The organism is Jeongeupia naejangsanensis (genome assembly GCF_016865585.1).
Lineage (GTDB): Bacteria > Pseudomonadota > Gammaproteobacteria > Burkholderiales > Chitinibacteraceae > Jeongeupia > Jeongeupia naejangsanensis.
Genome location: NZ_JAESND010000006.1, coordinates 100,384 through 125,831 on the forward strand (window position 1 = coordinate 100,384; position 25,448 = coordinate 125,831).

Here is a 25,448-nt window from a genome sequence, read left to right on the forward strand (position 1 = left end):
GATCCATCGCAGCCCGGCTTGTCGCCGGGCTGTTTTTTTGCGCCGGACAGATCGTCGGGCGCCGATGCCATTAATCCCGTGCCGCGAAGATGACGGCTGGTTAGACTGTGGACGAGACGATATCGCGAGGAGGAGAAGCCGATGACCAGAACCATGCTGTTGGCTGTATTGAGCACCGGGCTCGTTTTGGGTGGTTGCACGACGATGTCCGGGTCGTCCGGAAACGAATCGACGCAGGCGACGGCCTTGCCGAGTGCGCCGAGCGGCGAGCTGGTCATCATGGGATCGCTCGCTTATCGCGCCCGGATCGCATTGCCCGACAATGCGGTTGCCGTACTCGAGGTTCGTGACCTGGATTCCGGTCAGGTCGTGGCCGAGCAGCGCATCGAACTCAAGGGCAGGCAGGTGCCGGTGCCGATGCTGCTGACGGTACCGAACGGCGCGCTGCGTGCCGATGGCGACTACGAGATCCGTGGCGGCATCAAGCAGGCCGGGCAGGCGACCTGGGTCAGCGAGCCGGTGAAGCTGTCACAACAGGTCGGGGCGCTGCAGCTGGGAACCGTGCTGCTGAAGCCGTACGAGGCGCTGGCGTTTTCCAGCCGCCTGCAATGCGGCGATCAGCAGATCGACGTCGGCTTCAAGGGCGACACGATGGTGCTGCAAGCGGGCCAGAAACGGTTCGACCTGAGTCAGGTACGGACCGCATCGGGTGCCAAGTACGTGGCCAATTCGGATCCGCAGACCTGGTTCTGGTCCAAGGGTCGGGGCGGCATGCTGCAACTGAACGGGAAAAGCTATCCCGAGTGTGTACCGGTGAAGCAGGGGGCCGAAAGCATGAAGGCTAATGCACTGCAGGGCGCCGAATGGCGGGTGGCCGATGCCGGACCGCGTCCGGCTACGCTGAACTTTGCTGCCGATGGCCGCATCAGTGGTTTCGCCGGTTGCAATCGTTATTTCGGCCAGTACACACAGAATGGCGATGCGCTGAAGATCGGTTCCGTCGCGACGACGCGCATGGCATGCGATCCGGCGGTGATGAAGCAGGAGGCAGCCTTCCTGCAGACGCTGGGGCAGGTGCAGCGTTTTTCGGTGGCCGACGACGGCACCCTGACGCTGCATGCCGCCGACAAGGCGGCGATCACCGCACGCCGCTGAGCTGACCCGCCGCCGATCCGCCAGGGCAGTCGTTGGCGTATGTGGCTGAGCCTCTCCCGATGCATTCCGGCATCGGCGAGCGCCGGCGGCCGTATTGTGCACCGCGCAATCTGCTACCATGGCCGACCCGCCATGGTGCAGCCGATGGGATCGGGCCCGGCCGGGGCGTGAGGCGTTGCTTTGAATTTCTCCTTTTCCGAATTCAGGGTTACTTTGGGTTTCAAACTTTGGATGTACGACAGAGCGATATGGATCAAATCGTAAAATCCGGCGCCCCGGCTGACAGCGAAGCAACGCTGCGTCTGGTGACTGGCGCCGTGCTCAAGCTGTGGGATGTGGTCGACGACCTGTCGAAGCTGCGTCCGCAGCACACCCCGCATTACCACGTGACGATTTTCGGCTCGGCACGGATCGAGGAAGCAACACCGGCGTACGAAGCGGTGAAGCAGCTGGCGGCCGAGCTGGCTGCAATGGGTTGTCGCATCGTCACCGGTGGCGGGCCGGGCCTGATGCAGGCGGCCAACGAAGGCGCCCGTGAAGGCGCACCGGACAAACCGGAGGCATCGGTCGGCATCCGTATCGATCTCGACTTCGAACAGCACGTCAACGACTTCGTCGGTCGTGTGTTCGAGCACAAGACCTTCTTCTCCCGTCTGCACCACTTCATCCTGCGCTCGAATGCGTTCATCGTGACCCCGGGCGGCGTCGGTACGCTGCTGGAGCTGGCGATGGTCTGGCAGCTGCTGCAGGTGCGCAAGCTGTACGGCACGCCGCTGATCCTGGTGGGCGACATGTGGCACGAGCTGGTCGATTGGGCGCAGCGCTACATGGTCGACAATGGCGCCGGTCTGGCCAGTGGCGTCGACATGCAGATTCCGGTGGTCGTCGATACGATCGAGGACGCCGTGCACCTGATGCGCGAGCATCACGCCAAATGGCTGGCCGAAGGTCAGCCGGACGGTACTGCATCGGAATGAAAAGCCGGATGATGGTGGCTGCGGCCTGCCTGCTGGCAGGCCCGGCATTGGCGACAAGTAACGAAGCCTGGAAGGCAACCGCCGGTGTTGCCCGCGATGCCTGCGCAAGCGCGGCCCGTGCCGCCGGTTACAAGCAGCTGAAGTTTCCCAGCCCGTATCAGGCCAGCAGCGGTGGCGTGACCTGGTATCTCAACGGCTTGAAGAAGGGCTCCACCGAACGTCACCTGCTGTACTGTCGTTACGACGGCATGCGCGGTCGCGTCGAAGCGCTGCTGGCTTATGTGGCGGACTACACGCCGGATTGACGGCGAGAAACGCCCAAAGAAAAAGCCCGTCGAATGACGGGCTTTTTCTTTGGGCGGGGGGATCAGCCCGGCTGCTGGTAAATCACCAGCCGGATGCCCGGCGACAGCTTCTGTGGATTCCAGCGCTTCAGGTCGTCGGCATCGACACGATGCTTGCGTGCGATCGACGCCAGCGTATCGCCGTTCTTGACCACGTACTCGCGCTGGATCGGTGCCTTCTTGCCCGCGGCGGTACGCGTCACGCTGGCAACCTTGAGGGTCGTGCCGAGACGGACATCGTCGCCCTTGAGCTGGTTCAGCTTGCGCAGGTCGGCCACGTTCATGCCGTAGCGGCTGGCGATGTTGTACAGCGTATCGCCACGGGCGACGCGGTACTTGATGACCGCCAGCGGCGCATCGCTCGCGCCGGTATCGATCGGATCGGCTGCGCGGTTTTCATGCAGCGCGACCAGCGTCTGCCGGTTGGAGACGTCGAGACCCGGGATGTTCGGCACCAGAATCGTCTGGCCGCGCGCACTGGCGTCGCCGCCGATGTCGTTGATGTCCTTGAGCTCGCTGACGTCGATGCCGAACTGGCTGGCCAGCTGGGCGAACGATTCGCCGCGCTTGGTCACGTAGGGCTGCCAGTTGAGGAGCGGCTTGTCGTAGTTGGCGAGGTTGCGCTGGAAGGCCGCCACCTTGTCGGCCGGGACGACCAGCTTGCGATCATCCTTGTAGGCGATCACCGGGCGGATGAAACCGGGATTGAGGCGCAACAGTTCCTGCACCGGCGTTTCGGACAGCTCGGCGGCGACCTGGACGTCCATGTGCCGGCCGGTGGTGATCGCGGCGAAGTAGGGCTTGTTCGGCACGCTGGCCAGCGTGACGCCGAAGGCCGACGGGTTGGCGATGATGTTGCGCACGGCCATCAGCTTGGGCACGTAGTTGCGCGTCTCGTTCGGCATGCGCAGATCGCTGTACGTGGTGCCAAGGCCGGCTGCGGTGTTCTTCGCCTGCGCACGGGCAACGGCGTTTTCACCCCAGTTGTACGAGGCCAGCGCCAGCTGCCAGTCGTTGAACTGGCCGTGCAGCGTGCCGAGGTAGTCGAGTGCGGCGTCGGTGGCGGCGACCACGTCGCGGCGGCCGTCGTACCACCAGGTCCGCTCCAGCCCGTACTGCTTGCCGGTGGCGGGCATGAACTGCCACATGCCGGCGGCCTTGGCCGACGATTCGGCTTTGGGGTTGTAGGCCGATTCGATCATCGGCAACAGCGCCAGCTCCATCGGCATGCCGCGGCGCTCGACTTCGTCCGCAACGAAGTACAGGTAGCGGCCACCGCGCTCGATGATCCGGTTCAGGTAGTCGGGACGGCTGGCGTAATAGTTTTCCCATTTCTCGACCAGCGGGTCGTCGAGTTCGGGCATGGCGAAACCGGCGCGGACGCGCGCCCAGAGGTCGTCGTACGACTGCATCCGCGAGACTTCGCCGAACAGCAGGTCGACGGTGCGGTTGGTGTCGTCGGTGACGCGAAATTGGGGGTTGTTCAGTTGACCGCTGGTGTTGAGGTCGGTTTGGGCGGGCGCGGCGATGGCGCTGGCAAAGCTCAGGCCGGCGAGCAGCCCGGCGAGGGAAAGGAACCGCATGTGACGCGCTCGTTTTTTAATCAGTGGCGCGATGGTGCCGACCCCTGCCGGGCGTGTCAACGCAAGCGTTTGATCTGGCGCCAGGCGGTCAGAAATGATCTTTCCAGCGACGGATCGCTGCAAGTACCTCGGGCTCGGTATCGTCGGTCGCGCCATGATGTCGGGCTGCTCCAATCACGCCGGGTTCGGCACAGCGCAGGTAGGGGTTGGTCGCCCGTTCCAGCGCCATGTTGCTCGGCAGGGTTGGCAGTCCTTGTGCACGTCTGGCCTGCTCGACGACTTCGCGTTCGCGAAGCTCGGCATTCGCCGGTTCGACTGCCCTGGCAAATTTCAGGTTAGACAGCGTGTATTCGTGTGTACAGCACACCAGCGTATCGGCCGGCAGCGCGCCCAGCCGGGTCAGCGACGCGTGCATCTGCGTCGCGCTGCCCTCGAACAGCCGGCCGCAGCCGGCGGCAAACAGCGTATCGCCGCAGAACAGCCAAGGCGCGGCATAGTAGGCGAGGTGGTCGAGCGTGTGGCCCGGCACCGGAATGACGTCGAAGTCGTGATCGAGGACCGAAACCGTTTCGCCGCCGACCAGTGGCCGGTTGACCCCGGCGACGCGGGCCGGGCCGTAAACCGGCAGGTCGGGACGGGAGGCGAGCAGCCCGGCCAGCCCCCCAGTGTGGTCAAGGTGGTGATGGGTCACGAGCAGCGCCGCCAGTTGCAGGCCGCTTGCGGTCAGGAAGTCTTCGAGCGGTGCGGCTAGTCCCGGGTCAACGGCCAGCGCGCGGCGGTGGTCGTGCAAAACCCAGATATAATTGTCGTCGAAGATCGGTAACGGGATGAGTTTCAGCATGACGGGTCTCGTGGACTGCAATACATCGTTCGACCATTTTGCCGACTGGCTGGCGACGCCGCTAGGGCAGGACGTCGCCCGACAGGAGCGCGGATGGTACGCGCGTACCGCGGCCGACCTGTTCGGCTACAAGGCCGTGCAGCTGGAGCTGCCGCAGCTCGACGCGCTGGCGACCAACCGGATGTCGTGGCGGACGATCGCCGGCCGCAGTGCCGGCTGCACACTGCATTGCGCGCCGGAGCAGCTGCCGTTCGCGAACCAGTCGCTCGATCTGCTGGCATTGCCGCATGTGCTCGATTTCTGCACCGATCCGCATGCGGTACTGCGCGAGGTCGAGCGGGTGCTGGTGCCGGAGGGCCGGCTGCTGGTGACCGGATTCAACCCCTGGAGTCTTTGGGGAGTGCGCAAATGGCGCAACCGCGACGACGCGCCGTGGAGCGGCCACTTTGTGGCGTTGCCGAGGCTCAAGGACTGGCTCAAGCTGCTGGGCATGGAAACGGTGCGCAGCCAGTTCCTCTGCTATGGCCTGCCGGTGCAGCACGAGCGCTGGATCGCGCGCGGGCACCTGTTCGACAATGCCGGTTATCGCTGGTGGCCGGCTGCAGGCGGGATCTACTGCCTCGACGTGGTCAAGCGCGTGCGCGGCATGCGGGTGATCGGACCGGCGTGGCGGGGCAAGGTGGTGGTGCCGAAAGCCAAACCGGCCACGGCGATTGACCAGGTCGCACTGATCGAGCGTTTGCGCCAGCAGGCAGCCAAGGATCGCTGCAAGTGAGTATCGCGGCAATCAGGGCGGTGACGGATCGCAACGGCGCGAGGTCTCGACCAGATCGCGCAGCAGCTTCTGGCCGTCATCGCGGCTCTTGAGCGGAATTTTCACGTCGTGACCACTGCCGAGGTTGCCGCCGCCGAAGATCAGGTGCGCTTCGGTGTCGGACAACTCGACATACTGCACCACGGTCAGGTTGACCCAGCGCTCGCTCTTGTCGTTGCCGGGCAGCTTGTACGGACAGAACGTCGCGGCCTGGGCCGTGGCGACACACAAAAGGAACAGGAGGGCGCGCATGTCGGGCCTTCGCAAGATATGACGACAGTTACGATTTATACCGACGGCGCCTGCAAAGGCAACCCCGGCCCCGGTGGCTGGGGCGCTTTGCTGCAGTACGGCGAGCAGGAGAAGGAACTCTTCGGCGGCGAACGCGAGACGACCAACAACCGGATGGAGCTGACCGCGGTGATCGAGGCGCTGGCCATCCTCAAGCGCCCGTGCGCCATCGCGCTGTGGACCGACTCGCAGTACGTGAAGAACGGCATCGAGAGCTGGATCCACAACTGGAAGAAAAACGGCTGGAAGACCGCCGACAAGAAGCCGGTGAAGAACGCCGACCTGTGGCAGCAGCTCGACCTCGAGGTCGCCCGCCATGCGGTCAGCTGGCACTGGGTCAAGGGCCACGCCGGCCACGAATTCAACGAGCGCGCCGACCAGCTCGCCAACCGCGGTGTCGACGTCGCGATGGGGAGAGCCTGATGCGGCAGATCATTCTCGATACCGAAACCACCGGTCTGCGCGTCGAGGACGGCAACCGCATCCTTGAAATCGCCGCAGTAGAAATGATCGACCGCAAGCTGTCGCCGGCCGATCGCCATCTGCACCGCTACATCAATCCGGGGCGCGATTCGGAAGAGGGCGCGCTGAACGTCCACGGCCTGACGACCGAATTCCTTGCCGACAAGCCCAAATTCGCCGACATCGCCGACGAGTTCCTGCGTTTCGTCGAAGGCGCCGAGCTGATCATCCACAATGCGCCGTTCGACGTCGGCTACCTGAACATGGAGCTCGGCAAACTCGGACGCGGCCCGATCACCGACTACGTGTCGGGCGTGATCGACACGCTGAAGATGGCCAAGGACACGTTCCCGGGCAAGCGCAACAGTCTTGACGCCCTGTGCGACCGCTTCGAGATCGACCGCAGCGGCCGGACCCTGCACGGCGCGCTGATCGACTGCGAGCTGCTGTCCGAAGTCTATCTGGCGCTGACCCGGGGCCAGGACAGTCTGCTGATCGACTTTGCCAGTGGCGATGCCGCGGCCGATGCCGCGTCGTTCAGCCAGGGGCGGCCGCGCAAGCCGCTGGTCCGGGCCGCCGTGCCGGCCGCCGATCTGGCGCAGCACGAGGAATACCTCGACGTGCTCGACAAGTCGGTCAAGGGCACCTGCCTGTGGCGCGAGCTGACCAACCCGCCGGCCGAGGCGCAATGATGGGCGCGATCGCGCTGGTCCCAGCCGCCGGCAGCGGCAGCCGCATGGCGAGCGATACGCCCAAACAGTACCTCGACCTGCTCGGCAAGCCGCTGATCTGGCACACGCTGAACGCGCTGCACCAGGTTGCGGCGCTGGAGCGGATCTTCATCGTGATCTCGCCGGAAGACGAATGGTGGGACGGCTACGACTGGGACGGTTTCGGCCGGCTGGTGGTGATGCGTTGCGGCGGCGACTCCCGCGCCGAGTCGGTGCTCAACGGCCTGCAGGCGCTGTCGCTGTTCACGCCGTCGGACGCCTGGGTACTGGTGCATGACGCGGCGCGGCCGTGCGTCGATCCTGCGCAGGTCGACGGCATGATCGCGACGCTGGCCGACGATCCGGTCGGCGGCATTCTTGCCGTACCGGTCGCCGACACGCTCAAGCGTGAAGGCAACGATGCGCGGATCACGGAGACTGCACCGCGCGCCGGGCTGTGGCAGGCACAGACACCGCAAATGTTCCGGCTGGCGATGCTGGCCGGCGCGCTGGAAACCGGCATGGGCCCGGACATCACCGACGAGGCGAGTGCGCTGGAAAAGCAGGGCGCGCAACCGCAACTGCTGATGGGCAGCCCGTGGAACCTCAAGGTGACCTATCCGCACGATCTGCAGCTCGCCAGCCTGATTCTGGCGGCGAGAGGGGAATGAAATGGCCGAAAGCCTGAACGTCGCCGCCGGCGACAAGGCGGCGCGGTATGCGTTGCTGCAACCGCAACTGGCCGCACTGCTGGCCGGCGAGCCGAACCTGACCGCGAGACTGGCGAATGCCGCCGCAGCGCTCAAGCAGACCTTCGACTGGCTGTGGGTCGGCTTCTATCTGGTCGACGGTGACGAGCTGGTGCTCGGGCCGTTCCAGGGACCGGTGGCCTGCTTCCGGATCGCTCACGGTCGTGGCGTCTGCGGCAGCACTTGGGCGCGCGCCGAAACGCTGGTCGTGCCCGACGTCGATGCATTTCCGGGCCACATCGCCTGCTCGTCGGCGTCGCGTTCGGAAATCGTCGTGCCGCTGCGCGATAGCCATGGCGACGTGATCGGCGTGCTCGATGTCGACAGCGAGCACCTGAATGAATTCGACGACATCGACGCGCGCGCGCTGGAAGCGATCGCCGCGCTGGTCGTCCATGGAGAGGCAGCATGAGAATCGGACAGGGTTGGGACGTACATCGTTTGGTCGAAGGCCGGCCGCTGATCCTCGGCGGCGTGACGATCCCGTTCGAGAAGGGCCTGTTGGGCCATTCGGACGCCGATGCGCTGCTGCATGCGATTACCGACGCGGTGCTCGGCGCGGCCGGGCTCGGTGACATCGGCCGGCATTTTCCCGATACCGCCGCCGAGTTCAAGGGCGCCGACAGCCGCGTGCTGCTGCGCGAGGCGGTACGGCGCGTGGCCGAGGCCGGCTGGCGCGTCGGCAATGTCGACGCCAGCATCCTGATCCAGCAGCCGAAAATGGCGCCGCACATTCCGCAGATGGTCGCGAACATCGCTGCCGATCTGGGCATCGAGATCACCGACGTCAACGTCAAGGCCAAGACCTACGAGAAGCTCGGCCCGGTCGGTGCATCCGAAGCTGTCGAGGCGCAGGCGGTGTGCCTGCTCGAACGGCGCTCGACCGTCTCCGGCCCCTGGGGCCGCTGAAGCCGTCATGCGCACACCGCTGCTCCTTGCCGCGGTTCTTGTCGCCGGCGTTGCGATGGCCGACGTCGTCGACACCGTGCCGTTGCGGCACAAGCCGGCGGCCGAGATCGTCCCGGCGCTGCAGCAGGCGTTTCCCGATGCCGGCATTCAGGGCTTCTACGACCAGCTGATCGTCCGCGCACCCGATGCCGCGACGCTGGCGGCGATTACCGCGCTGGTCGAGCGGCTCGATACGCCGACGCGGCGGCTGACGGTGACCGTCGAACAGCGCGAATCGGGGGCCGAAGCCAGTGTCGACACGGATGCGGCGGTCGTCATTTCCAATAGCGGCAGTGCTGCCGCGGTCCGGCTGGGGGCCACGCAGTCGGGCGGGACGCGCAGCGCGGTGCAGAAGGTCACGACGATGGACGGCGGCCGGGCGATGATCTCGCTCGGCGAATCACGTTTCGTGCCGGTGCTGTCGTGGTCGTACCGGCCCGGCTACCGGATCGCGACCTACGGCGGCCAGTGGCAGGACGCCGGCAGCGGTTTCTGGGTTGCGCCGGCTTTGCAGGGCGGGGAGGTCCGGTTGCGGCTGTATCCGCAAAGCAGCCGCTTCAACGCCGACGGCAGCATTGCCTATCGCGGTGTCTACAGCGAGGTCGCCGGCGCGCTCGGCGAATGGCTGCCGGTCGGTGAAACGACCCGGCAGGCCAGTGCCTCAGGCATTGGCACGTCGGCGAGCGCGACCACCCGCTACACGGTCTGGGTGCGTGTCGACGCGACGCCGTGACTCAGGCAACGGTACCTGGGAACGGCCGGTCGTCGAGGGTGAGCATCGCGATCCCGTCTTCGGCAATCCGCAGGTAACCGCCGTCGCCGTTGTGCCAGTCCGGCAGAACCCAGCGCGTGCCGGCGGTTTCCGCGTGCCGTGCCGGCCGGTGGGTGTGGCCGTGGATCAGCGTGGCGACGCCGGCCTTGCGCATCGCGGTGTCGATGGCCGCCGGATTGACGTCCATGATGGCTTCGGCCTTGCGGCGGTTCATCGCGGTCGACTTTTCCCGCAGCTTGGCCGCTTCGCGATTGCGCCAGCGATAGGGCAGCCGGCGCCACAGCCATTGCACCAGCGGATTGCGGACGATGCGGCGGAAACGCTGGTAGTCGACGTCATCGGTACAGTAGGCGTCGCCATGCGCCAGCAGCAACGGCGCGCCGAACGGCGAAACCGTTGTCGGATCGGCGATCAGCGCCAGTCCGGCGTCGCGGGCGAAGCGCGTGCCGCAAAGGAAATCGCGATTGCCGGCCATGAAATGCACCGGGATGCCGCTGGCCGACAGTGCGCGCAGCTCGGTCGCGCGTGCGGCGTAGAACGGCTCGCCGAGCTGGTCGTCGCCGATCCAGACCTCGAACAGGTCGCCGAGGATGTACAGCGCCTGGGCGTGCCGGGCCGGGCCGGCCAGAAAGCGGCCGAAGGCATCGACCGTCGCCGGGTCGGCCGGTGACAGGTGCAGGTCTGAAATCAGCAGGACAGGATCAGGCATCGGTTTCGGTGTGGGTTGAGGGGGCGGCGATGGCCGTCGGCGCTTCGGCGGTCTGCACGCGGTTTCGTCCCCTTGCTTTTGCATGGTACAGCGCTGCGTCGGCGGCGGCGCTCAGCGCGGCCAGATCATGGCCGTCGGCCGGAAAGCTGGCAATGCCGGCCGAGAAGGTCTGGCTGCGCCGCTGCGGGCCGATCGGCAGGGCGGAGAACGCCAGTCGCAAGGCGTCGATGCGCTCGGACGCCTGCGCCGCGGTGCAGGCCGACAGCAGCAGCATCCATTCTTCGCCGCCGTAGCGGAAGCAGTAGTCATCCTGGCGGCCGTGCTGCTGCCAGCAGCGGGCAAACGCGATCAGCGCCGCATCGCCGACGGCATGCCCGTCGTTGTCGTTCAGCGCCTTGAAATGGTCGAAATCGATCATGACCAGCGCAAGCGGCTGGCCGGTGCGCGCGGCGTGCGAGAGCTCGCGCGGCCCGACCTCGGCCAGGAAGCGCCGGTTGTAGCTGTCGGTCAGCGGATCGCGAATCGCGGCGTCGTGCAGCTTTTGCTGCAATTGCTGGTTGGCGCTGAGCTGTGTTTCAAGCACGGTCATCGCGCTCGACAAGGCATGTTCGATGCGGATGCGGTGGCTGATGTCGCGCAGCAGGACCAGTTCGCCAGCCGGTTGCGCCGGGGTGCCGAGCGGCTGTCGGCTCAGTTCGAAATCGTGTTCGCCGTGATGCAGCACCGACTGATGACCGTGGGCGAGTCCGTCAGCCAGCCATGGCCAGTCGGACAATGGCCGGCCGACGGCCTCCTCACCCAGCCAGCGCCGCGCCGCCGGATTGGCCTCGATGATGCGCTGGCGCCGGTCGAGCACCAGCACCGGATCGGGCAGGGCGTCGAGCAGCAGCGTGCGGGCAATCGGGATCAGGTCGAACAACTGCCCGTGACGGATCAGCCAGGTGAAGATCAGGCAGGTCAGCGTCAGCGCGAACGGCGTCGGGTCGAAATCGAACAGCGTCCAGGTCTGGGTGATGTAGCCGACGTTGGCGATCCACGGCGGCATCGAGGCCAGTACGAAGCCCAGATACTGCTTGCGGTAGGCGCGGGCACAGCGGCTCAGGCTCAGCAGCATCAGCGTCAGTGCGCCGAGCATCAGCAGGTAGAGATAGAGCGCGCCAAAGTAGAACACCGGGCCGGGAAAGTAGTGCAGCTGGCTGTCGATACCGGCACGGATCGGCACGTAAGCGCGGTACAGCCCCTGATGCTGGCTGTCGGTGACGGCCAGGATGCCGATCAGCAGCGGCAGGCTCCATGCCAGTGCGTGGCCGCGCCAGCCGAGCAGTGCTGCGTGGCCGTACAGGTAGCGCAAGGCGAACAGCAGCCAGAACGTCGGGCCGAGCACGATGGCCGGCCAGGTCCAGCGCGCCAGTTCGGCCTTGAGCGCCGGCACGGTGCTGGCGTACTCGAGCGCGGCCATGCCGCACCACCACGCCAGGGTCAGCTGCATGCCGACGAAAGCGGCACGGCCCCCGAAGGATGGCCGCTGCGCGATCCGGATGGCGAGCAGCACCATCAGCATGCCGCCGGACAGGAGCATGAAGCTGGGGGCTTGCCAGTGCCAGGCGGAGGACATTGCGGTCGGCCAGATGCAACAACGCCGCCCGGAAAAGGGGCGGCGCGGTTGCAGCGGATGGGCGCTTAGCCGAGCACTTCGGCCTTGACGATCAGCACGTCTTCCTTCGGCACGTCCTGATGGAAGCCGCTGTTGCCGGTCTTCACGCTCTTGATCGCGTCGACGACGTCCTTGCCCTCGACGACCTTGCCGAACACGGCGTAGCCGTAGCCTTGCGGCGTCGGCGCGCGGAAGTTCAGGAAATCGTTGTTGGCAACGTTGATGAAGAACTGGGCCGATGCCGAGTGCGGTTCCGGCGTACGCGCCATCGCCACGGTGTAGGCGTCGTTCTTCAGGCCGTTGTCGGCTTCGTTCTTGATGTTGTCACGGGTGTCCTTCTGCTTCATACCCGGGGCGAAGCCGCCGCCCTGGACCATGAAACCGTCGATCACGCGATGGAACACGGTGTTGTCGTAGTGGCCGTCCTTCACGTACTGGACGAAGTTGGCAACGGTAACCGGTGCCTTGACCTCGTCGAGTTCGAGAACGATGTCGCCTGCGCTGGTGCTGAGTTTTACCTGGGTCATGATTAATCCTTTGTCGTTGATTGTCCGAAAACGTTTGTGTTTATTTGGCAGCCTTGGCGGCCGGCAGTTCACGCGCCGACTCGAGCACGATCGCATCGACCGGTGCATCGCCCGGCATGGTCTTGGCCGCGCCGATCTTGTCGATGACGTTCATTCCGGAAACGACCTTGCCGAACACGGCGTAACCGGCGCCGTCACGGCCCGGCCAGTTCAGGAAGTCGTTGTCCTTCAGGTTGACGTAGAACTGGCTCGACGCCGAGTCCGGATCGGCGGTGCGGGCCATGGCCAGCATGCCGCGATCGTTCTTCAGGCCGGCCTTGAAGGCGGCCTGTGCTTCGTTCTTGACCGGCGCACGCGTCGGCTTCTGGTTGCCCTTGGTGTCGAAACCGCCACCCTGGACGACGAAGTCGGCGACCACGCGATGGAAGATCGTGCCGTCGTAGTGCTTGTCCTTCACGTACTGCAGGAAGTTGGCCACGGTGGCGGGGGCCTTGTCCGGATACAGCTCGAGCACGACCTTGCCCTTGTTGGTCACGAGTTCGACCTGCGGGTTGGCGGCGAAGGCGGACATCGCGGCAAGGCTCAGCGCCGCGGCGGCGAAGATTTTTTTCATCGTGTTCTGATCCGTATCGGTGGCGGTGAAAATCCGCCGAATCATAGCACGCGGATAAATAGTAAAATCGGCGCCAAGGAGAAGCCCATGTTCAAATTGCCCGCCTTGCCCAGACTGCCCAGTCTCGATGACGTCGTGACCGAATTCGACACCGTTTTGCGCACGCTTGCGGCGCCGGCCACCAGCGGCCGAGCCCATCCTGATGCGCAGATCGACGAGGCCGAACTCGACGAGGTGGAAAAGCGTCATGCGGCCGGGCTGATGCGGGTCAATCACAGCGGCGAGATCTGCGCGCAAGCCCTGTATCAGGGGCAGGCGCTGACGGCGCGCGACCCGGCCAACCGCGAGGCGCTGCGCCATGCGGCGCAGGAAGAGGTCGAGCATCTGGCCTGGACCGAACGGCGCATCGACGAACTCGGCAGCCATCGCAGCGTGCTCAATCCGCTCTGGTACGCCGGCAGCCTGGCGATCGGCGTCACCGCCGGTCTGGTCGGCGACCGGTGGAATCTCGGCTTTCTGGCCGAGACCGAGCGCCAGGTCGGCGCGCACCTGCAGTCGCACCTCGGCACGCTGCCGCCGCAGGATGCCAAGAGTCGTGCGGTGGTCGAGCAGATGTACCGCGACGAGATGGGCCATGCCGATCTGGCGGTCGAACTGGGCGCCGCCGAATTGCCGCGACCGCTGAAGGCGGTGATGGGGCTGACGTCGACGTTGATGACGTCGTTGAGCTACCGATTCTGACGGGCCGGACGGTGTTGTAAACAGGTTGCGTAAAGCACGATAACTAGTCCGAAAGAACTAGGGCAGCCTGCCTCGTTTGATCTGGATCAGTTCGGGCTGCCATTCGGCGTACCGGATGGAACTTGTACCAAAACTACGTGATGGGCACGGCGTATAACTGCTCGTCATGTTCCTTTGTTACAGGTGTGCCATGTCAACCCACGAGTCCCAATCGACCACGCTTCGTTCACCGGCGGAGATCGTCGGTTACATCGCACACGCCGGCGCCGAAAAGGCGAGGCTGCATCCGGGGCGGCTGACCGGTATCGCCGTGCTCGGCGGCATGTTCATCGGTATCGGTACCATCCTCGCGGTCATCGTTGCCGGCGGATGTACCGGACTGGCGGCGAGCAATCCGGGGCTGGTGAAATTCATCTTCGGCGCGCTGTTTCCGCTCGGCTTCATCGCCGTGACACTGACCGGTGCCGACCTGTTCACGTCGAACTGTGCGCTCGGCGCATCGGCGGTGCTGCGCGGCGAGCTTGGCGTCGGCGAAATGCTGCGCTTCTGGGGCATCTCCTACATCGGCAACTTCATCGGTGCGGTCGGCGCAGCGTACTTCCTTGTCTACCTGACCCATCTGATCAATCCGGGGGATCCGGCAACGCAGTATCTGGTCGGCATCGCCGAGGGCAAAACGTCGCACCCGTTCATGATGACCTTCATGAAGGGCGTGCTGGCCAATGTGCTGGTCTGCGTGGCGACGATGCAGGGCTATTCGGCCAAGGATACCTTCGGCCGGGTGCTCGGGATCTGGTTTCCGGTGATGGCCTTCGTCACGCTCGGCATGGAACACAGCATCGCCAACATGTTCATTATCCCGGCGGCGATGCTCGGCGGGGCGGACATCAGCTGGGGGCAGTTCATCGTCTCCAACCTGATTCCGGCGACGCTGGGCAACATCGTCGGCGGCGCGCTGGTGATCGGTCTGCCGTACACGCTGATCTATGGCGAACAGAATGCACCGCGCTTCGGTCGCCGCCGTCAGCGCGAAGCGGATTACGGCCGTGGCATTGCCGATACGGTCGAGTGAGGCGCATTCGCCGCAATGCAAAAAGCCGCCCTAGGGCGGCTTTTTTGTCGGCAACGCCGGCGATCAGTCGGCTTCGACGATTTCGAAGTCATGCGTGATTTCGGCCATCTTGCCGAGCATGATCGACGCCGAGCAGTACTTCTCGGCCGACAGCTTGATCGCGCGCTCGACCTGATCGGCCTTGAGTGCACGTCCGGTAACGATGAAATGCAGGTGGATTTTGGTGAACACCTTCGGGTCGACATCGGCACGGTCGGCGTCGACCTCGACGACGCAGTCGCGCACGTCGGCACGGCTTTTCTTGAGGATGTGGATCACGTCGTAGGTCGAGCAGCCGGTCATGCCCATCAGCAGCATTTCCATCGGCCGCGGCCCGAGGTTGCGACCGCCACCTTCGGGCGGGCCATCCATCAGTACGGCATGACCGGACTCCGATTGCGCCAGAAAACTGACCGCTTCAACCCACTTCAACCGTACTTTCATGACTTCCCTTTTCCTGAGTGCATTGTCGAATAGACCAAGGCCGAGATTGTAGTGAAACGCTTGATTGGGCGCAGCTTTTAGGGGTTTTACCTGACCACCTGAATGTCATTTTTACCCTTTTGGCATCTTGTTTGCCCAAGGGGCGCATGCAAGAATGGGTCTCGGCGTCGGGCTTGCCCGGCGTTGTCTCCTCCATCCTCCTTCTTTGGTGGAATTCAGGCGCAATCCTCACGGGTTGCGTTTTTTTTGGCAGATCCCGTTCGCTAAGGTTTGACACGTTCTTTCTTCGGGGGATAAAATCTGCGACTTTCTCGAAATCGTAACGTGGACTAAGCAGTCATGAAAACCTTCTCTGCCAAGCCGCACGAGGTGAAGCGCGAGTGGCTCGTTGTTGATGCCACTGACAAAGTGCTGGGTCGCCTTGCGGCTGAAATTGCCAAGCGCCTGCGTGGCAAACACAAAGCCGAATATACCCCGCACGTCGATTGCGGCGACTACATCGTTGTGGTGAACGCAGACAAGCTGCGCGTGACCGGCGACAAGGCCCAATCGAAGATCTATTACCGTCACACCGGTCATCCGGGCGGCATTTACGAACGCACCTTCACCGAGATGCAAGACAAGTTCCCGGGTCGCGTGCTGGAAAAAGCCGTCAAGGGCATGCTGCCGAAGGGCCCGCTGGGCTACGCCATGCTCAAGAAGATGAAGGTTTATGCCGGTAATGAGCATCCGCATACCGCGCAACAGCCTAAAGCGCTTGAAGTCTGAGCCCTGACAAAGGAATAGCAAAATGGTAGGTAAGTACAACTACGGTACCGGTCGCCGCAAGAGCGCCGTTGCCCGCGTGTTCCTGGCCAAGGGCTCGGGCAACATCGTCGTTAACGGCAAGCCGGTTGATGAATACTTCAGCCGCGAAACCAGCCGTATGATCGTTCGCCAGCCGCTGGCGCTCACCGAAAACCTCGAAGCGTTCGACATCCTTGTCAACGTCAACGGTGGCGGTGAAACCGGTCAAGCCGGTGCGGTTCGTCACGGTGTGACCCGTGCGCTGATCGACTACAACGCAGAACTCAAGGGTGCACTCAAGGCTGCTGGCCTCGTTACCCGCGATGCGCGTGAAGTTGAACGTAAGAAGGTCGGCTTCCACAAAGCCCGCCGTCGCAAGCAATTCTCGAAGCGTTAATCGGGATTGTCTGCATCTGCAAAGCCGCCCTCCGGGCGGCTTTGTCGTATCTGGCGTTCTCGCCAGCCAAGCGCCGCCCATCCGGGCGGCTTTTGTTTTATGATCGCAGCGATTGCTTACAAGGAGTTCGAGATGGTCAAGGTCGGGATTGTCGGCGGCACGGGCTACACCGGGGTCGAGTTGCTGCGTCTGCTCGCAGGGCATGCCGGTGCGCGTATCGAAGCGGTGACGTCGCGCAAGGAAGCGGGCATGAAGGTCGCCGAAATGTTCCCGAGCCTGCGTGGCCGTGTCGATGTGGCGTTTTCGACGCCGGAAGAAGCCAACCTCAAGGGCTGTGACGTGGTGTTTTTCGCGACGCCGCACGGTGTGGCGATGGCGCAGGCGCGCGAACTGCTCGAGGCCGGCGTCAAGGTGATCGACCTCGCCGCCGACTTCCGTCTCAAGGATCCGGCCGAGTTCCAGAAGTGGTACGCAATGGAGCACAGCTGCACCGATCTGCTTGACGAAGCGGTGTACGGTCTGGCCGAAGTCAACCGTGACGCGATCAAGGCGGCACGCCTGATCGGCATGGCCGGCTGTTATCCGACCTCGGTGCAGCTCGGCCTGTTGCCGCTGCTCGAAAACGGCCTGCAGCTGATCGAGACCGATACGCTGATCGCCGACTGCAAGTCGGGCGTGTCGGGTGCCGGCCGCAAGGCCGAGGTCGGGACACTGTTTGCCGAAGCCGGCGACAACTTCAAGGCCTACGGCGTCAAGGGCCATCGCCACTCGCCCGAAATCAACCAGGGCCTGAGCGCAATCCACGGTGCGCCGGTCAAGCTGACCTTCGTGCCGCATCTGACGCCGATGATTCGCGGCATCCATTCGACGATCTACGCGCGCATCAAGTCCGAGGGGCGCGACACCGATTTCCAAAAACTGTTCGAAGACCGCTTTGCCGGCGAGCCGTTCGTCGACGTGCTGCCGGCCGGATCGTGCCCGGAAACGCGCTCGGTACGCGGCTCGAACATTGCACGCATTGCCGTGCACCGTCCCGGCAACGGCGACCTGCTGGTGATCCTTGTCGTTGAAGACAACCTCGTCAAGGGGGCGTCGGGACAGGCCATCCAGGTGATGAACCTGATGTTCGGCCTGCCGGAGACGCAGGGCCTCGACGTCGTTCCGCTGCTGCCGTAAATGCCGCTCAAGCGCCTGTATCGTCTGCAGCGCGCCCGGCTGACCGCGACACCGCTGACCTTGCGGCCGGTGCTCGGCTGGCACGGCCGCCTCTGGCGCACCGTGCTCGGCCTGGGCCTGCTGGCGGCTGCGTTTGCCGGCGGCAGCTGGCTTGGGGAGCGTCAGGGGCGCGAACTGGCGCAGCAGCAGGCGACCCAGAAGCTGGCCGCGCTCGAGGCGGGCCGGACGCAACGGGCCGTGCTGGCCGCGACGGCCTCCGAAGTCCAGCAACAGCTCGAAGTCAGCGAAGCCGCCCGCAAGGCACTCACCGCCGAACTGGCCGGCGTACAGCAGCAGCTGGCAGCGCAGCAGCAGCGGCTGGCGTTCTTCGATACGCTGCTGACGCGCAATGACCGCAATCGCCCGGCCGAACTGGTCCGTTGCGATTTCGAACCGCAGGGTGACGGGCGCTGGCGCTGGCGGGCGCTGGCAACACAAGGTACCGGCCGTGATGCCGCCTTTGCCGGCCAGTTGCTGCCGAGCGCCGTACTGCGCGAGGGCGGTACGCGGCGCAGGGTCGATCTGGCCGCAGCACCGCTGGCATTTCGCCACTACGGCAGTACCGAAGGGGAGCTGGCGCTGCCGGCTGCCGCCAAGGTCGAACGCATCGAGTTGCGACTCGTTGCCGACAAGGACAAGCAGCCGCTCGCGAGCTGCAACAATCAGGAGGGGTGATGTTCAAGAAAAAGAAAGGCAGCCAGCGGATCGACAGCCTGATCGGCCACGGCACGCAGTTCGACGGCGAGTTGCGCTTTGCCGGCGGTTTGCGGGTCGATGGCATCGTGACCGGGAACGTGGTCGCGGTCGACGCGCAGCACGGCACGCTGGTGGTGTCGGAAAAGGCGCGGATCGATGGCGGCGTGCGCGCGACGCACCTGATCCTCAATGGCGAGATCGCGGGGCCGATCGAAGTCAGCCACTACGTCGAGTTGCAGCCCAAGGCTCGCGTGCATGGCGATCTCACCTACAAGACGCTGGAAATGCACCCCGGCGCGGTGATCGAAGGCCGGCTGATCCCGCTGGAAGGCGCGCGGATGGTGACGCCGGCAGAAGTTGCGGGCGGTGTCGATTGACCCGCTGGCGGGGTCGGCGCGATAATCCTAGTTGTTTAGTCAACTATTAAATGTGGAGTATGCGATGACCACCGCAACTACCGAAATGCCCAGCCCGTTCCTGTTCACCGACGCCGCTGCAAGCAAGGTGGCCGAGCTGATCGCCGAGGAGGGGAATCCCGACCTCAAGCTGCGCGTTTTCGTGACCGGCGGCGGCTGTTCCGGCTTCCAGTACGGCTTTACCTTCGATGAAATCGTCAACGACGACGACACCGAAGTGAACAAGGGCGGTGTGACGCTGCTCGTCGACCCGATGAGCTACCAGTATCTCGTCGGTGCCGAAATCGACTACGTCGACAGCCTCGAAGGTTCGCAATTCACGATCAAGAACCCGAACGCCCAGTCGACTTGCGGTTGCGGTTCGTCGTTCTCGGTCTGATCCGGCCGGCACCAGAAGAAGGGAAGCGCATGCGCTTCCCTTTTTTGTTGTCGCAAACATGAAACGGACTTGCCCCGCCACCGTGCTTCGGCCCGATAATGGCGTTTCGATGCCAACCGGGAGCAGTGCATGTTTGAATCGGCAAAGCTGGGCCACAAGATCGACAAGGACGACTACCGCGAGCGCGAGGCCAAGTTGCGCGAGGCCTTGCTGGCAGCGCAGTTCAAGCTGAAGCAGCAGGGTGATTTCCCGGTGGTGATTCTGCTCTCGGGCGTGCCGACCGGCGGGCGGGGCGAGATGGCCAGCCAGCTCAACGAGTGGATGGACCCCCGTCATATCGAGAGCCACGCGTTCGGCCTGCCGAACGACGAGGAGGCCGAAAAGCCGCCGTTGTGGCGCTACTGGCGCGCGCTGCCCCCCAAGGGCAAGACCGCGATCTTCTTTGATGGCTGGTATCTGGGGCCGATGTGGGACGCGCTGCGCAGCGGCGACAAGGTTGCACTGCAGCGCGAGATCGAGCGGATCACCCGCTTCGAGCGCATGCTCGCCAGCGAGGGCGTGCTGCTGATGAAGTTCTGGCTGCACTTGCCCAAGGCGGACCTGAAAAAACGCATCAAGAAACTCGAATCCGATCCGTTGACCGAGTGGCGTGTCGGCGAGAGCGATCGCTGGTTCCTGAAAAACTACGACGAGATCATCGCCAACCTCCAGCCGATGCTGCAGGGGACCAATCTGGCGTTTGCACCGTGGCGGGTGGTCGAGGCGGGCGATGCCAATTACCGTTCGATCTCGGTCGGCCAGCAGCTGCTGGAGGCGCTGAATGCGCGCTTCGACAAGCAGTTCCAGCCCTATGGCGAGGCCGCGCCGTTGCTGCCCTCGGTCGACGGGGTTCGCCTGCTCGACCGGCTCGAGCTGACTCATGCGCTCGACAAGAAGGACTATGAAAAGCGGCTCGCCGAAGTGCAGGGCCGGCTGAACCAGCTGACCCGCAAGCGCGGCTTCAAGAAAATGGGTGTTGCCGCTGTTTTCGAGGGCATGGACGCGGCGGGCAAGGGCGGTGCAATCCGCCGGATCACTGCCGCACTCGACGTGCGCCAGTACGGCATCGTGCCGATCGCTGCGCCGACCGAGGAGGAGCGGGCCCAGCCGTATCTGTGGCGTTTCTGGCGCCACGTGCCGTCGCATGGTCAGGTGCGGATCTTCGACCGCTCGTGGTATGGCCGGGTGCTGGTCGAGCGGGTCGAGGGCTTTGCCAGCCAGTTCGACTGGATGCGGGCCTACAGCGAGATCAACGACTTCGAGGCGCAGCTCGACGCGGCGAACACCGTCGTGGTCAAATTCTGGCTGGCCATCGATCCGGACGAGCAGTTGCGCCGGTTCAAGGAGCGTGAAGCCATCGAGTGGAAGCGTTTCAAGATCACCGACGAAGACTGGCGCAACCGCGACAAGTGGGATGACTACATCATCGCCGCCAGCGACATGATCGACCGGACCAGCTCGGCGCACGCGCCGTGGCATCTGATCGGCGCGAACAACAAGTACCATGCCCGCGTCACCATCCTCGAAAAACTGTGCGACGCAATCGAAGCCCGCCTCAAACGCAAGGAATGACCATGTCCCAGACCCTGAGTGCCGCGGCCCTCGACCAGCTGTTCCGCGAGGCCCGCACGTTCAGCCATTTCGACGACCGTGCTGTTGATGACGCGACGATCCATGCACTGTACGACTTGCTGAAGTTCGGCCCGACTTCGGCCAACAGCTCGCCGGCACGCTTCGTATTCGTACGCTCGCCCGAAGCAAAGGCAAAGCTTGCACCGGCGCTGTCCGAAGGCAACCGCGACAAGACGCTGGCGGCGCCGCTGACGGTGATCGTTGCGCACGACCTGACGTTCTACGACGAGTTGCCGACGCTGTTCCCGCATACCGACGCACGCAGCTGGTTTACCGGCAACGACGCGGCGATCCAGACCACCTGCCTGCGCAACGGCAGTCTGCAAGGGGCGTACCTGATGCTGGCTGCGCGTTCGCTCGGCCTCGATTGCGGACCGATGTCGGGTTTCGACAACGCGACGGTCGATGCGGCCTTCTTCGAGGGGACGAGCTGGCGCTCGAATTTCCTGATCAATCTCGGCTACGGCCTGCGCGAGAAGCTGCATCCGCGCAATCCGCGCCTGCCGTTCGAGACCGCATGCCTGATCGCATGAACCTGTCGTACGCACGATGACGGACTGGACGATCTGGCAGGCGCTGGAGGATTGGCGGTCGCGCCGGCGCGAGCTGGAGCCGGTCTTTGCCCAGGCCGGCATTGCTCCGGAGCTGGAGTCGCAGGTCAACCGCATTCTGGTCGACCTGAGGCGCCAGCCGCCGACGCCGCCGCTGGTGTCGGGCGACAAGCAGCGTGACGAGGATGAACGCGCGCGTTTTCACGCGGCCTTCATGCGCCACTATGACGAGAGCCTGTTCAAGGCCGAGGCGCTGGTTCGTCTGCCCTGGGTGCCCGAGGCCGCGCCCATCGGCAATGCGGTGCTCGCCGAGGTGGAGCGACTGCGCACCGCCTTGTCGAACAACCCGGGCCAGACGCCGGACTTTGGCGATTTCGAGGCGCTGCTGGGGCACTATCTGCGCCTTGACCACCCGCAGCTGACGGTTGCTCCGGAACTGCTGGCCGAGCGGCGGCGCCAGATTGCCGACATCGCCGGCTGGCCGCTGCTGGTGCAGCGCTCGGCAGCACAGCCGTTCAACGAGGTGGTGCCGCCGATCGGTACCGAGGCGTTCCGCGAGGCGTTCTACGCGCAGCTGGACCTGTATCTGGCGGCGCCGTGGCTGCACTGCAAGATCGTCAGCCAGTGGTATGCGACGCTGGCGCTGGATGCGGTGCTGGTCCGCAAGAAGCGCGAAGCCGGTGACGACAGCTTTGTCGCCAGCACCTTCAAGCATCGCTGGCCCAGCCTGTCGGTGCTGTTCCCGCAACTCGAAATGGCCGACCAGCTCTGGTATCTGGCGCTGATCCTCGCTGCCATCGTCGCGCTGTTCAGCGAGCATTGGCTGGTGGCACTGCCGCTGGTCCTCTGGCTCAACCTGTCGGTCGGCGCGCACCGCCGTCAGCGCCGGCGGATCGAGCAGCGGCGCGAGGAACTGGTCGCGCAGGCGCAGATGCTGAAGAAGGTCCGAGACCGCTTTGCCGCAGGCATGTCGACACCCGACAAGCTGGCGCATCAGCTGCGCCAGCTCGACCCCGGTGGCGAGACTTTTGGCGAGCCGTTCTACGCGCTGCTGCGGCTGCAGTCGCGCAACGGCTAGCGGAAGCTAGGCGACAGGCTCGCCGTCAACGAACATCAGCAGCTGGCCGCTGTCCATCCGGGTCCAGGTCTCGTTGTCGGTCAGCGGCTGGGTCGCGATCACCGCGACGCGATCGTCCGGTGTCGTCACCGACGAAAAGTCGACACTGACGTCGGCGTCGGCGAGGTGGGCGGTCGAGAACGGCGCGCGCCGGATGATGTAGTGCAGGTCGGTCGCGCAGCGCGCGAACAGCACTTCACCGTTCGAGAGCAGGAAGTTGAAGCTGCCGCGCCCGGCCAGCTCGGCGGTGAGCGCCTTCAGTGCCGCATGCAGCGCGTCGTAGGCTGGCGCGGTGTCGAAGCGCCTGGCCAGCGCGTCGAGCAGCCAGCAGAACGCCTGCTCGCTGTCGGTATCGCCTACCGGCTGGAAGCGGCTGCCGGCGAGTGACGGCAGGCTGTCGAGATTGCCGTTGTGCGCGAAAATCCAGTACTGCCCCCACAGCTCGCGGCGGAACGGATGGGTGTTGGCGAGGTTGACCGTACCCTGCGTCGCCTTGCGGATGTGGGCGATGACGTTGCGGCTCTTGATCGGGTAGGCGCGGACGAGCTCGGCGATCGGAGAGCTGATCGACGGCAGGTAGTCGAGAAAGAGCCGGCAGCCGCGCTCCTCGAAAAAAGCGATGCCCCAGCCATCCGCATGGTGGTCGGTCAGTCCGCCGCGGCGGTGAAAGCCTTCGAACGAGAAAACGATATCGGTCGGCACGTTGCAGTTCATGCCCAGAAGCTGGCACATCGGCGTGCTCCGAATTGGTAAGGATGATTCATTGTGCACCGGTGTGCCGCCGGGCTCAAAAGCAAAATGCCCGGCACTGGCCGGGCATTTTTCCTGAAGCGGTGCGGATTACTCCGACTTGTCGCCCAGTGCGCCGGCACCGATGCTGAAGCCGGCGTCGACGTGGATGACTTCACCGGTCATGCCCGACGAGAGCGGCGACAGCAGGAAGGCGGCGACGTTGCCGACTTCTTCCTGGGTGATGTTGCGCTTCAGCGGCGTGGCATCGGCAGCGGCCTTCAGCAGCTTGCCGAAGTTGGCGATGCCCGATGCAGCCAGCGTCTTGATCGGACCGGCCGAAATGCCGTTGCAGCGTACGCCCTTTTCCGGACCGACCGCTGCGGCAATGTAGCGTACGTTGGCTTCGAGCGAGGCCTTGGCGAGGCCCATCACGTTGTAGTTCGGGATCGCGCGTTCGGCGCCGAGGTAGGACAGGGTGATCAGACTGGCGCCTTCGTTCAGCATCGGGCGTGCGGCCTTGGCCAGCGCGGCGAAGCTGTAGGAGCTGATGTCGTGGGCGATGCGGAAGTTCTCGCGAGTGACCGCGTCGAGGTAATCGCCCTTGAGCGCATCGCGTGGCGCGAAACCGATCGAATGGACGAGGCCGTCGAGGCCGCCCCAGCGCTGACCGAGGTCGGCGAAAACGGCTTCGATCTGCTCGTCGCTGGCGACGTCACAGGGCAGGACGAGGTCCGAATCGAAGTGCTTGGCGAGATCGACGACACGCTGCTTCAGGTCTTCGGACACATAGGTGAACGCCAGCTCGGCGCCTTCGCGCTTGCAGGCCTGGGCGATGCCGTAGGCAATCGAACGGTCGGACAGCAGCCCGGTGATCAGGATTTTTTTGCCGGCGAGAAAGCCCATGCGTGTAGTTCCCTTGGAGATATCGTTCTAAATAGAGTCGCGCGATTATAAACGAATCCGTCCGCAACTGGCGGTGCGGACGGCTTGGGGCGAATCAGTCCACCGCATAAGGCAGGTCGAGTCGGGACAGCGGCGGGCCGTCGACACTGCCGAGGTGCAGGCTATGTTCGAGCGAGGCAATCTGCGCCACGACGAGCGCCTCGAAGCCGCCTTCCGGCGCCGGTGCGGCGAGCAGGATCTTGCCCGAGGCCTGGCCGTTCATCTCGGCGCTGAACACGTCGTCGCCGGTCTGTGCCTCCGCGGCGACGTGCATCCGGAACATGCGCCGCTTCAGTTTGCCGAGGTACTGGGTCCGGGCGACGATTTCTTGGCCCGGGTAGCAACCCTTGGTGAAACTCACCGCGCCGATCAGTTCCATATTGGCCATCTGTGCAACGAAGGCTTCCTGTGTTGGTGCGGTAATCCACGGTGCGCCGGCGCGGATTTCGGTCAGGCGCCATACGGGCTCGCCGACCGGGCGGGCGCCGGCGTCGACCAGTGCCTGCCAGACTGCCTCGACGGCATCGGCCGGGATGGCCAGCTCGAAACGTCCGTCGGCGAGGCCGATCACCGTCGTGTGCGCGCCATGGACGACGGCCTCTATGACCGCCATGGGCGCGGGCGCCGGCTGACCGGTGACCGCCGTAATCTTGGCTGCGGCATCCGGACCGGCAACGCCGAGCAGAAGGAGTTCGGCGCTGGCATCGCTGGGTTTGGTTTTGGTGCGCAGGATGAACATGCCAAGGCGCTTCTGGATCGCCGGTTGCAGCTCGGATGCGATCTGCAGCAAGTAATCTTCGCCGGCGCGGAAGACGAGGAAGCTCGCCAGCATCCGGCCCTTGGGTGTCGAGTAGCTCGAATACTGCGCAGTATCAAGTGCCAGCGTGCGCACGTCGCTCGAAAGCTGGCCGTTGAGGAAGGTCGCGGTTTCCTCGCCGCTGAAACGGATGAGGCCGTATTGCGCCAAAGGCGAGACAACGGACTGGGAGGCCAGTGCGGCGAGTTCTTCGGCGGCGTTGCCGAAATCGGTGACGATGCCGGCGTCGTTGCGCCGGGCACCGAGGGATTCGAGAGTGTCGTTCCAGGGCATGAGGGGACTCC

The 25,448-nt window shown here is 64.6% G+C and carries 32 protein-coding genes; 21 read left to right on the top strand and 11 right to left on the bottom strand.

The window, feature by feature from the left end; all coding sequences use genetic code 11:
- Positions 1-141: 141 nt before the first annotated feature.
- From JMJ54_RS12660 to JMJ54_RS12670, 3 genes are all read left to right on the top strand, one after another.
- Positions 142-1,155, top strand: a complete 1,014-nt coding sequence (locus tag JMJ54_RS12660) for an META domain-containing protein (protein WP_203538924.1) — start codon at positions 142-144, stop codon at positions 1,153-1,155.
- 248 nt (positions 1,156-1,403) lie between these two features.
- Positions 1,404-2,132 carry an LOG family protein gene (locus tag JMJ54_RS12665; protein ID WP_203538925.1) on the top strand — a complete coding sequence of 243 codons (729 nt, stop codon included), beginning with the start codon at positions 1,404-1,406 and terminating at the stop codon, positions 2,130-2,132.
- An 8-nt stretch (positions 2,133-2,140) separates the two neighbouring features.
- Positions 2,141-2,437 carry a hypothetical protein gene (locus JMJ54_RS12670; RefSeq protein ID WP_203538926.1) on the top strand — a complete coding sequence of 99 codons (297 nt, stop codon included), beginning with the start codon at positions 2,141-2,143 and terminating at the stop codon, positions 2,435-2,437.
- 62 nt (positions 2,438-2,499) lie between these two features.
- Here JMJ54_RS12670 and JMJ54_RS12675 read toward each other — a convergent pair whose 3' ends face one another.
- Positions 2,500-4,059, bottom strand: coding sequence for a lytic transglycosylase (locus JMJ54_RS12675; protein WP_203538927.1), 1,560 nt, complete (start codon positions 4,057-4,059; stop codon positions 2,500-2,502).
- A gap of 88 nt (positions 4,060-4,147) precedes the next feature.
- Positions 4,148-4,900 (bottom strand): hydroxyacylglutathione hydrolase, encoded by a 753-nt coding sequence (gene gloB, locus JMJ54_RS12680; RefSeq protein ID WP_203538928.1) that lies wholly within the window; start codon positions 4,898-4,900, stop codon positions 4,148-4,150.
- Between gloB and JMJ54_RS12685 the strand changes: the two genes are divergently transcribed.
- Entirely contained in the window at positions 4,899-5,675 is a 777-nt protein-coding gene (locus tag JMJ54_RS12685) for a class I SAM-dependent methyltransferase (RefSeq protein WP_239000074.1), read from the top strand. The two genes, gloB and JMJ54_RS12685, sit on opposite strands and share 2 nt — an antisense overlap.
- A gap of 12 nt (positions 5,676-5,687) precedes the next feature.
- On the opposite strand, the gene JMJ54_RS12690 is transcribed toward JMJ54_RS12685, so the two are convergent.
- Positions 5,688-5,966 carry a hypothetical protein gene (locus tag JMJ54_RS12690; protein ID WP_203538930.1) on the bottom strand — a complete coding sequence of 93 codons (279 nt, stop codon included), beginning with the start codon at positions 5,964-5,966 and terminating at the stop codon, positions 5,688-5,690.
- A gap of 18 nt (positions 5,967-5,984) precedes the next feature.
- On the opposite strand from JMJ54_RS12690, the gene rnhA reads away from it, so the two are divergent.
- From rnhA to JMJ54_RS12720, 6 genes are read left to right on the top strand one after another with little or no spacing between them, the layout of a single operon-like run.
- Positions 5,985-6,428 carry a ribonuclease HI gene (gene rnhA, locus JMJ54_RS12695; protein ID WP_203538931.1) on the top strand — a complete coding sequence of 148 codons (444 nt, stop codon included), beginning with the start codon at positions 5,985-5,987 and terminating at the stop codon, positions 6,426-6,428.
- The gene (dnaQ, locus tag JMJ54_RS12700) at positions 6,428-7,159 is read left to right on the top strand and encodes a DNA polymerase III subunit epsilon (RefSeq protein WP_203538932.1); all 732 of its coding nucleotides are present in this window, start codon (positions 6,428-6,430) and stop codon (positions 7,157-7,159) included. Before rnhA ends, dnaQ begins: the two co-directional genes overlap by 1 nt.
- Positions 7,156-7,848 carry a 2-C-methyl-D-erythritol 4-phosphate cytidylyltransferase gene (gene ispD, locus JMJ54_RS12705; protein ID WP_203538933.1) on the top strand — a complete coding sequence of 231 codons (693 nt, stop codon included), beginning with the start codon at positions 7,156-7,158 and terminating at the stop codon, positions 7,846-7,848. The genes dnaQ and ispD overlap by 4 nt, the downstream gene beginning before the upstream one ends.
- A 1-nt stretch (position 7,849) precedes the next feature.
- Entirely contained in the window at positions 7,850-8,338 is a 489-nt protein-coding gene (gene msrC / locus JMJ54_RS12710; RefSeq protein ID WP_203538934.1) for a free L-methionine (R)-S-oxide reductase MsrC, read from the top strand.
- Positions 8,335-8,835: a 2-C-methyl-D-erythritol 2,4-cyclodiphosphate synthase gene (gene ispF / locus JMJ54_RS12715; protein WP_203538935.1), complete on the top strand. Its 501-nt coding sequence runs from the start codon at positions 8,335-8,337 to the stop codon at positions 8,833-8,835. The genes msrC and ispF overlap by 4 nt, the downstream gene beginning before the upstream one ends.
- Before the next feature lie 7 nt (positions 8,836-8,842).
- Positions 8,843-9,607: a hypothetical protein gene (locus tag JMJ54_RS12720; protein WP_203538936.1), complete on the top strand. Its 765-nt coding sequence runs from the start codon at positions 8,843-8,845 to the stop codon at positions 9,605-9,607.
- Between the two features lies 1 nt (position 9,608).
- Here the strand turns inward: JMJ54_RS12720 and JMJ54_RS12725 are convergent, their stop codons facing one another.
- From JMJ54_RS12725 to JMJ54_RS12740, 4 genes are all read right to left on the bottom strand, one after another.
- Positions 9,609-10,355, bottom strand: coding sequence for a UDP-2,3-diacylglucosamine diphosphatase (locus tag JMJ54_RS12725; RefSeq protein WP_203538937.1), 747 nt, complete (start codon positions 10,353-10,355; stop codon positions 9,609-9,611).
- A complete protein-coding gene (locus JMJ54_RS12730) occupies positions 10,348-11,970 on the bottom strand; it encodes a histidine kinase N-terminal 7TM domain-containing diguanylate cyclase (protein WP_203538938.1) in 1,623 nt (540 codons plus the stop codon). Before JMJ54_RS12730 ends, JMJ54_RS12725 begins: the two co-directional genes overlap by 8 nt.
- A gap of 65 nt (positions 11,971-12,035) precedes the next feature.
- Positions 12,036-12,536: a peptidylprolyl isomerase gene (locus JMJ54_RS12735; protein ID WP_203538939.1), complete on the bottom strand. Its 501-nt coding sequence runs from the start codon at positions 12,534-12,536 to the stop codon at positions 12,036-12,038.
- Between the two features lie 40 nt (positions 12,537-12,576).
- Entirely contained in the window at positions 12,577-13,107 is a 531-nt protein-coding gene (locus JMJ54_RS12740; protein WP_239000089.1) for a peptidylprolyl isomerase, read from the bottom strand.
- Between the two features lie 129 nt (positions 13,108-13,236).
- Between JMJ54_RS12740 and coq7 the strand changes: the two genes are divergently transcribed.
- Positions 13,237-13,890 (top strand): 2-polyprenyl-3-methyl-6-methoxy-1,4-benzoquinone monooxygenase, encoded by a 654-nt coding sequence (coq7, locus tag JMJ54_RS12745; RefSeq protein ID WP_203538941.1) that lies wholly within the window; start codon positions 13,237-13,239, stop codon positions 13,888-13,890.
- A 190-nt stretch (positions 13,891-14,080) separates the two neighbouring features.
- On the top strand, positions 14,081-14,962 hold the full coding sequence (locus JMJ54_RS12750) for a formate/nitrite transporter family protein (protein ID WP_203538942.1): 882 nt from the start codon (positions 14,081-14,083) through the stop codon (positions 14,960-14,962).
- 63 nt (positions 14,963-15,025) lie between these two features.
- Here JMJ54_RS12750 and JMJ54_RS12755 read toward each other — a convergent pair whose 3' ends face one another.
- The gene (locus JMJ54_RS12755; protein ID WP_203538943.1) at positions 15,026-15,445 is read right to left on the bottom strand and encodes an OsmC family protein; all 420 of its coding nucleotides are present in this window, start codon (positions 15,443-15,445) and stop codon (positions 15,026-15,028) included.
- Positions 15,446-15,784: 339 nt separating this feature from the next.
- Between JMJ54_RS12755 and rplM the strand changes: the two genes are divergently transcribed.
- From rplM to JMJ54_RS12800, 9 genes are all read left to right on the top strand, one after another.
- A complete protein-coding gene (gene rplM, locus JMJ54_RS12760) occupies positions 15,785-16,213 on the top strand; it encodes a 50S ribosomal protein L13 (protein ID WP_189461386.1) in 429 nt (142 codons plus the stop codon).
- Positions 16,214-16,235: 22 nt separating this feature from the next.
- Entirely contained in the window at positions 16,236-16,628 is a 393-nt protein-coding gene (rpsI, locus tag JMJ54_RS12765; RefSeq protein WP_203538944.1) for a 30S ribosomal protein S9, read from the top strand.
- A 132-nt stretch (positions 16,629-16,760) separates the two neighbouring features.
- Entirely contained in the window at positions 16,761-17,804 is a 1,044-nt protein-coding gene (gene argC / locus JMJ54_RS12770) for an N-acetyl-gamma-glutamyl-phosphate reductase (protein WP_203539065.1), read from the top strand.
- Complete coding sequence (locus JMJ54_RS12775) at positions 17,805-18,518, top strand: DUF6776 family protein (protein WP_203538945.1); 714 nt, start codon at positions 17,805-17,807, stop codon at positions 18,516-18,518.
- Positions 18,518-18,916, top strand: coding sequence for a bactofilin family protein (locus JMJ54_RS12780; protein WP_203538946.1), 399 nt, complete (start codon positions 18,518-18,520; stop codon positions 18,914-18,916). The genes JMJ54_RS12775 and JMJ54_RS12780 overlap by 1 nt, the downstream gene beginning before the upstream one ends.
- Positions 18,917-19,001: 85 nt before the next feature.
- A complete protein-coding gene (erpA, locus tag JMJ54_RS12785; RefSeq protein WP_203539066.1) occupies positions 19,002-19,334 on the top strand; it encodes an iron-sulfur cluster insertion protein ErpA in 333 nt (110 codons plus the stop codon).
- A gap of 129 nt (positions 19,335-19,463) precedes the next feature.
- Entirely contained in the window at positions 19,464-20,945 is a 1,482-nt protein-coding gene (gene pap, locus JMJ54_RS12790; RefSeq protein ID WP_203538947.1) for a polyphosphate:AMP phosphotransferase, read from the top strand.
- A 2-nt stretch (positions 20,946-20,947) separates the two neighbouring features.
- Complete coding sequence (locus JMJ54_RS12795) at positions 20,948-21,538, top strand: malonic semialdehyde reductase (RefSeq protein ID WP_203538948.1); 591 nt, start codon at positions 20,948-20,950, stop codon at positions 21,536-21,538.
- A gap of 16 nt (positions 21,539-21,554) precedes the next feature.
- Entirely contained in the window at positions 21,555-22,634 is a 1,080-nt protein-coding gene (locus tag JMJ54_RS12800; protein ID WP_203538949.1) for a hypothetical protein, read from the top strand.
- 6 nt (positions 22,635-22,640) lie between these two features.
- On the opposite strand, the gene JMJ54_RS12805 is transcribed toward JMJ54_RS12800, so the two are convergent.
- The 3 genes from JMJ54_RS12805 to ygfZ form a co-directional block, all read right to left on the bottom strand.
- The gene (locus JMJ54_RS12805) at positions 22,641-23,405 is read right to left on the bottom strand and encodes a class II glutamine amidotransferase (RefSeq protein ID WP_203538950.1); all 765 of its coding nucleotides are present in this window, start codon (positions 23,403-23,405) and stop codon (positions 22,641-22,643) included.
- Positions 23,406-23,513: 108 nt separating this feature from the next.
- Entirely contained in the window at positions 23,514-24,308 is a 795-nt protein-coding gene (gene fabI / locus JMJ54_RS12810; protein WP_203538951.1) for an enoyl-ACP reductase FabI, read from the bottom strand.
- Between the two features lie 94 nt (positions 24,309-24,402).
- On the bottom strand, positions 24,403-25,437 hold the full coding sequence (ygfZ, locus tag JMJ54_RS12815) for a CAF17-like 4Fe-4S cluster assembly/insertion protein YgfZ (RefSeq protein ID WP_203538952.1): 1,035 nt from the start codon (positions 25,435-25,437) through the stop codon (positions 24,403-24,405).
- Positions 25,438-25,448: the final 11 nt, after the last annotated feature.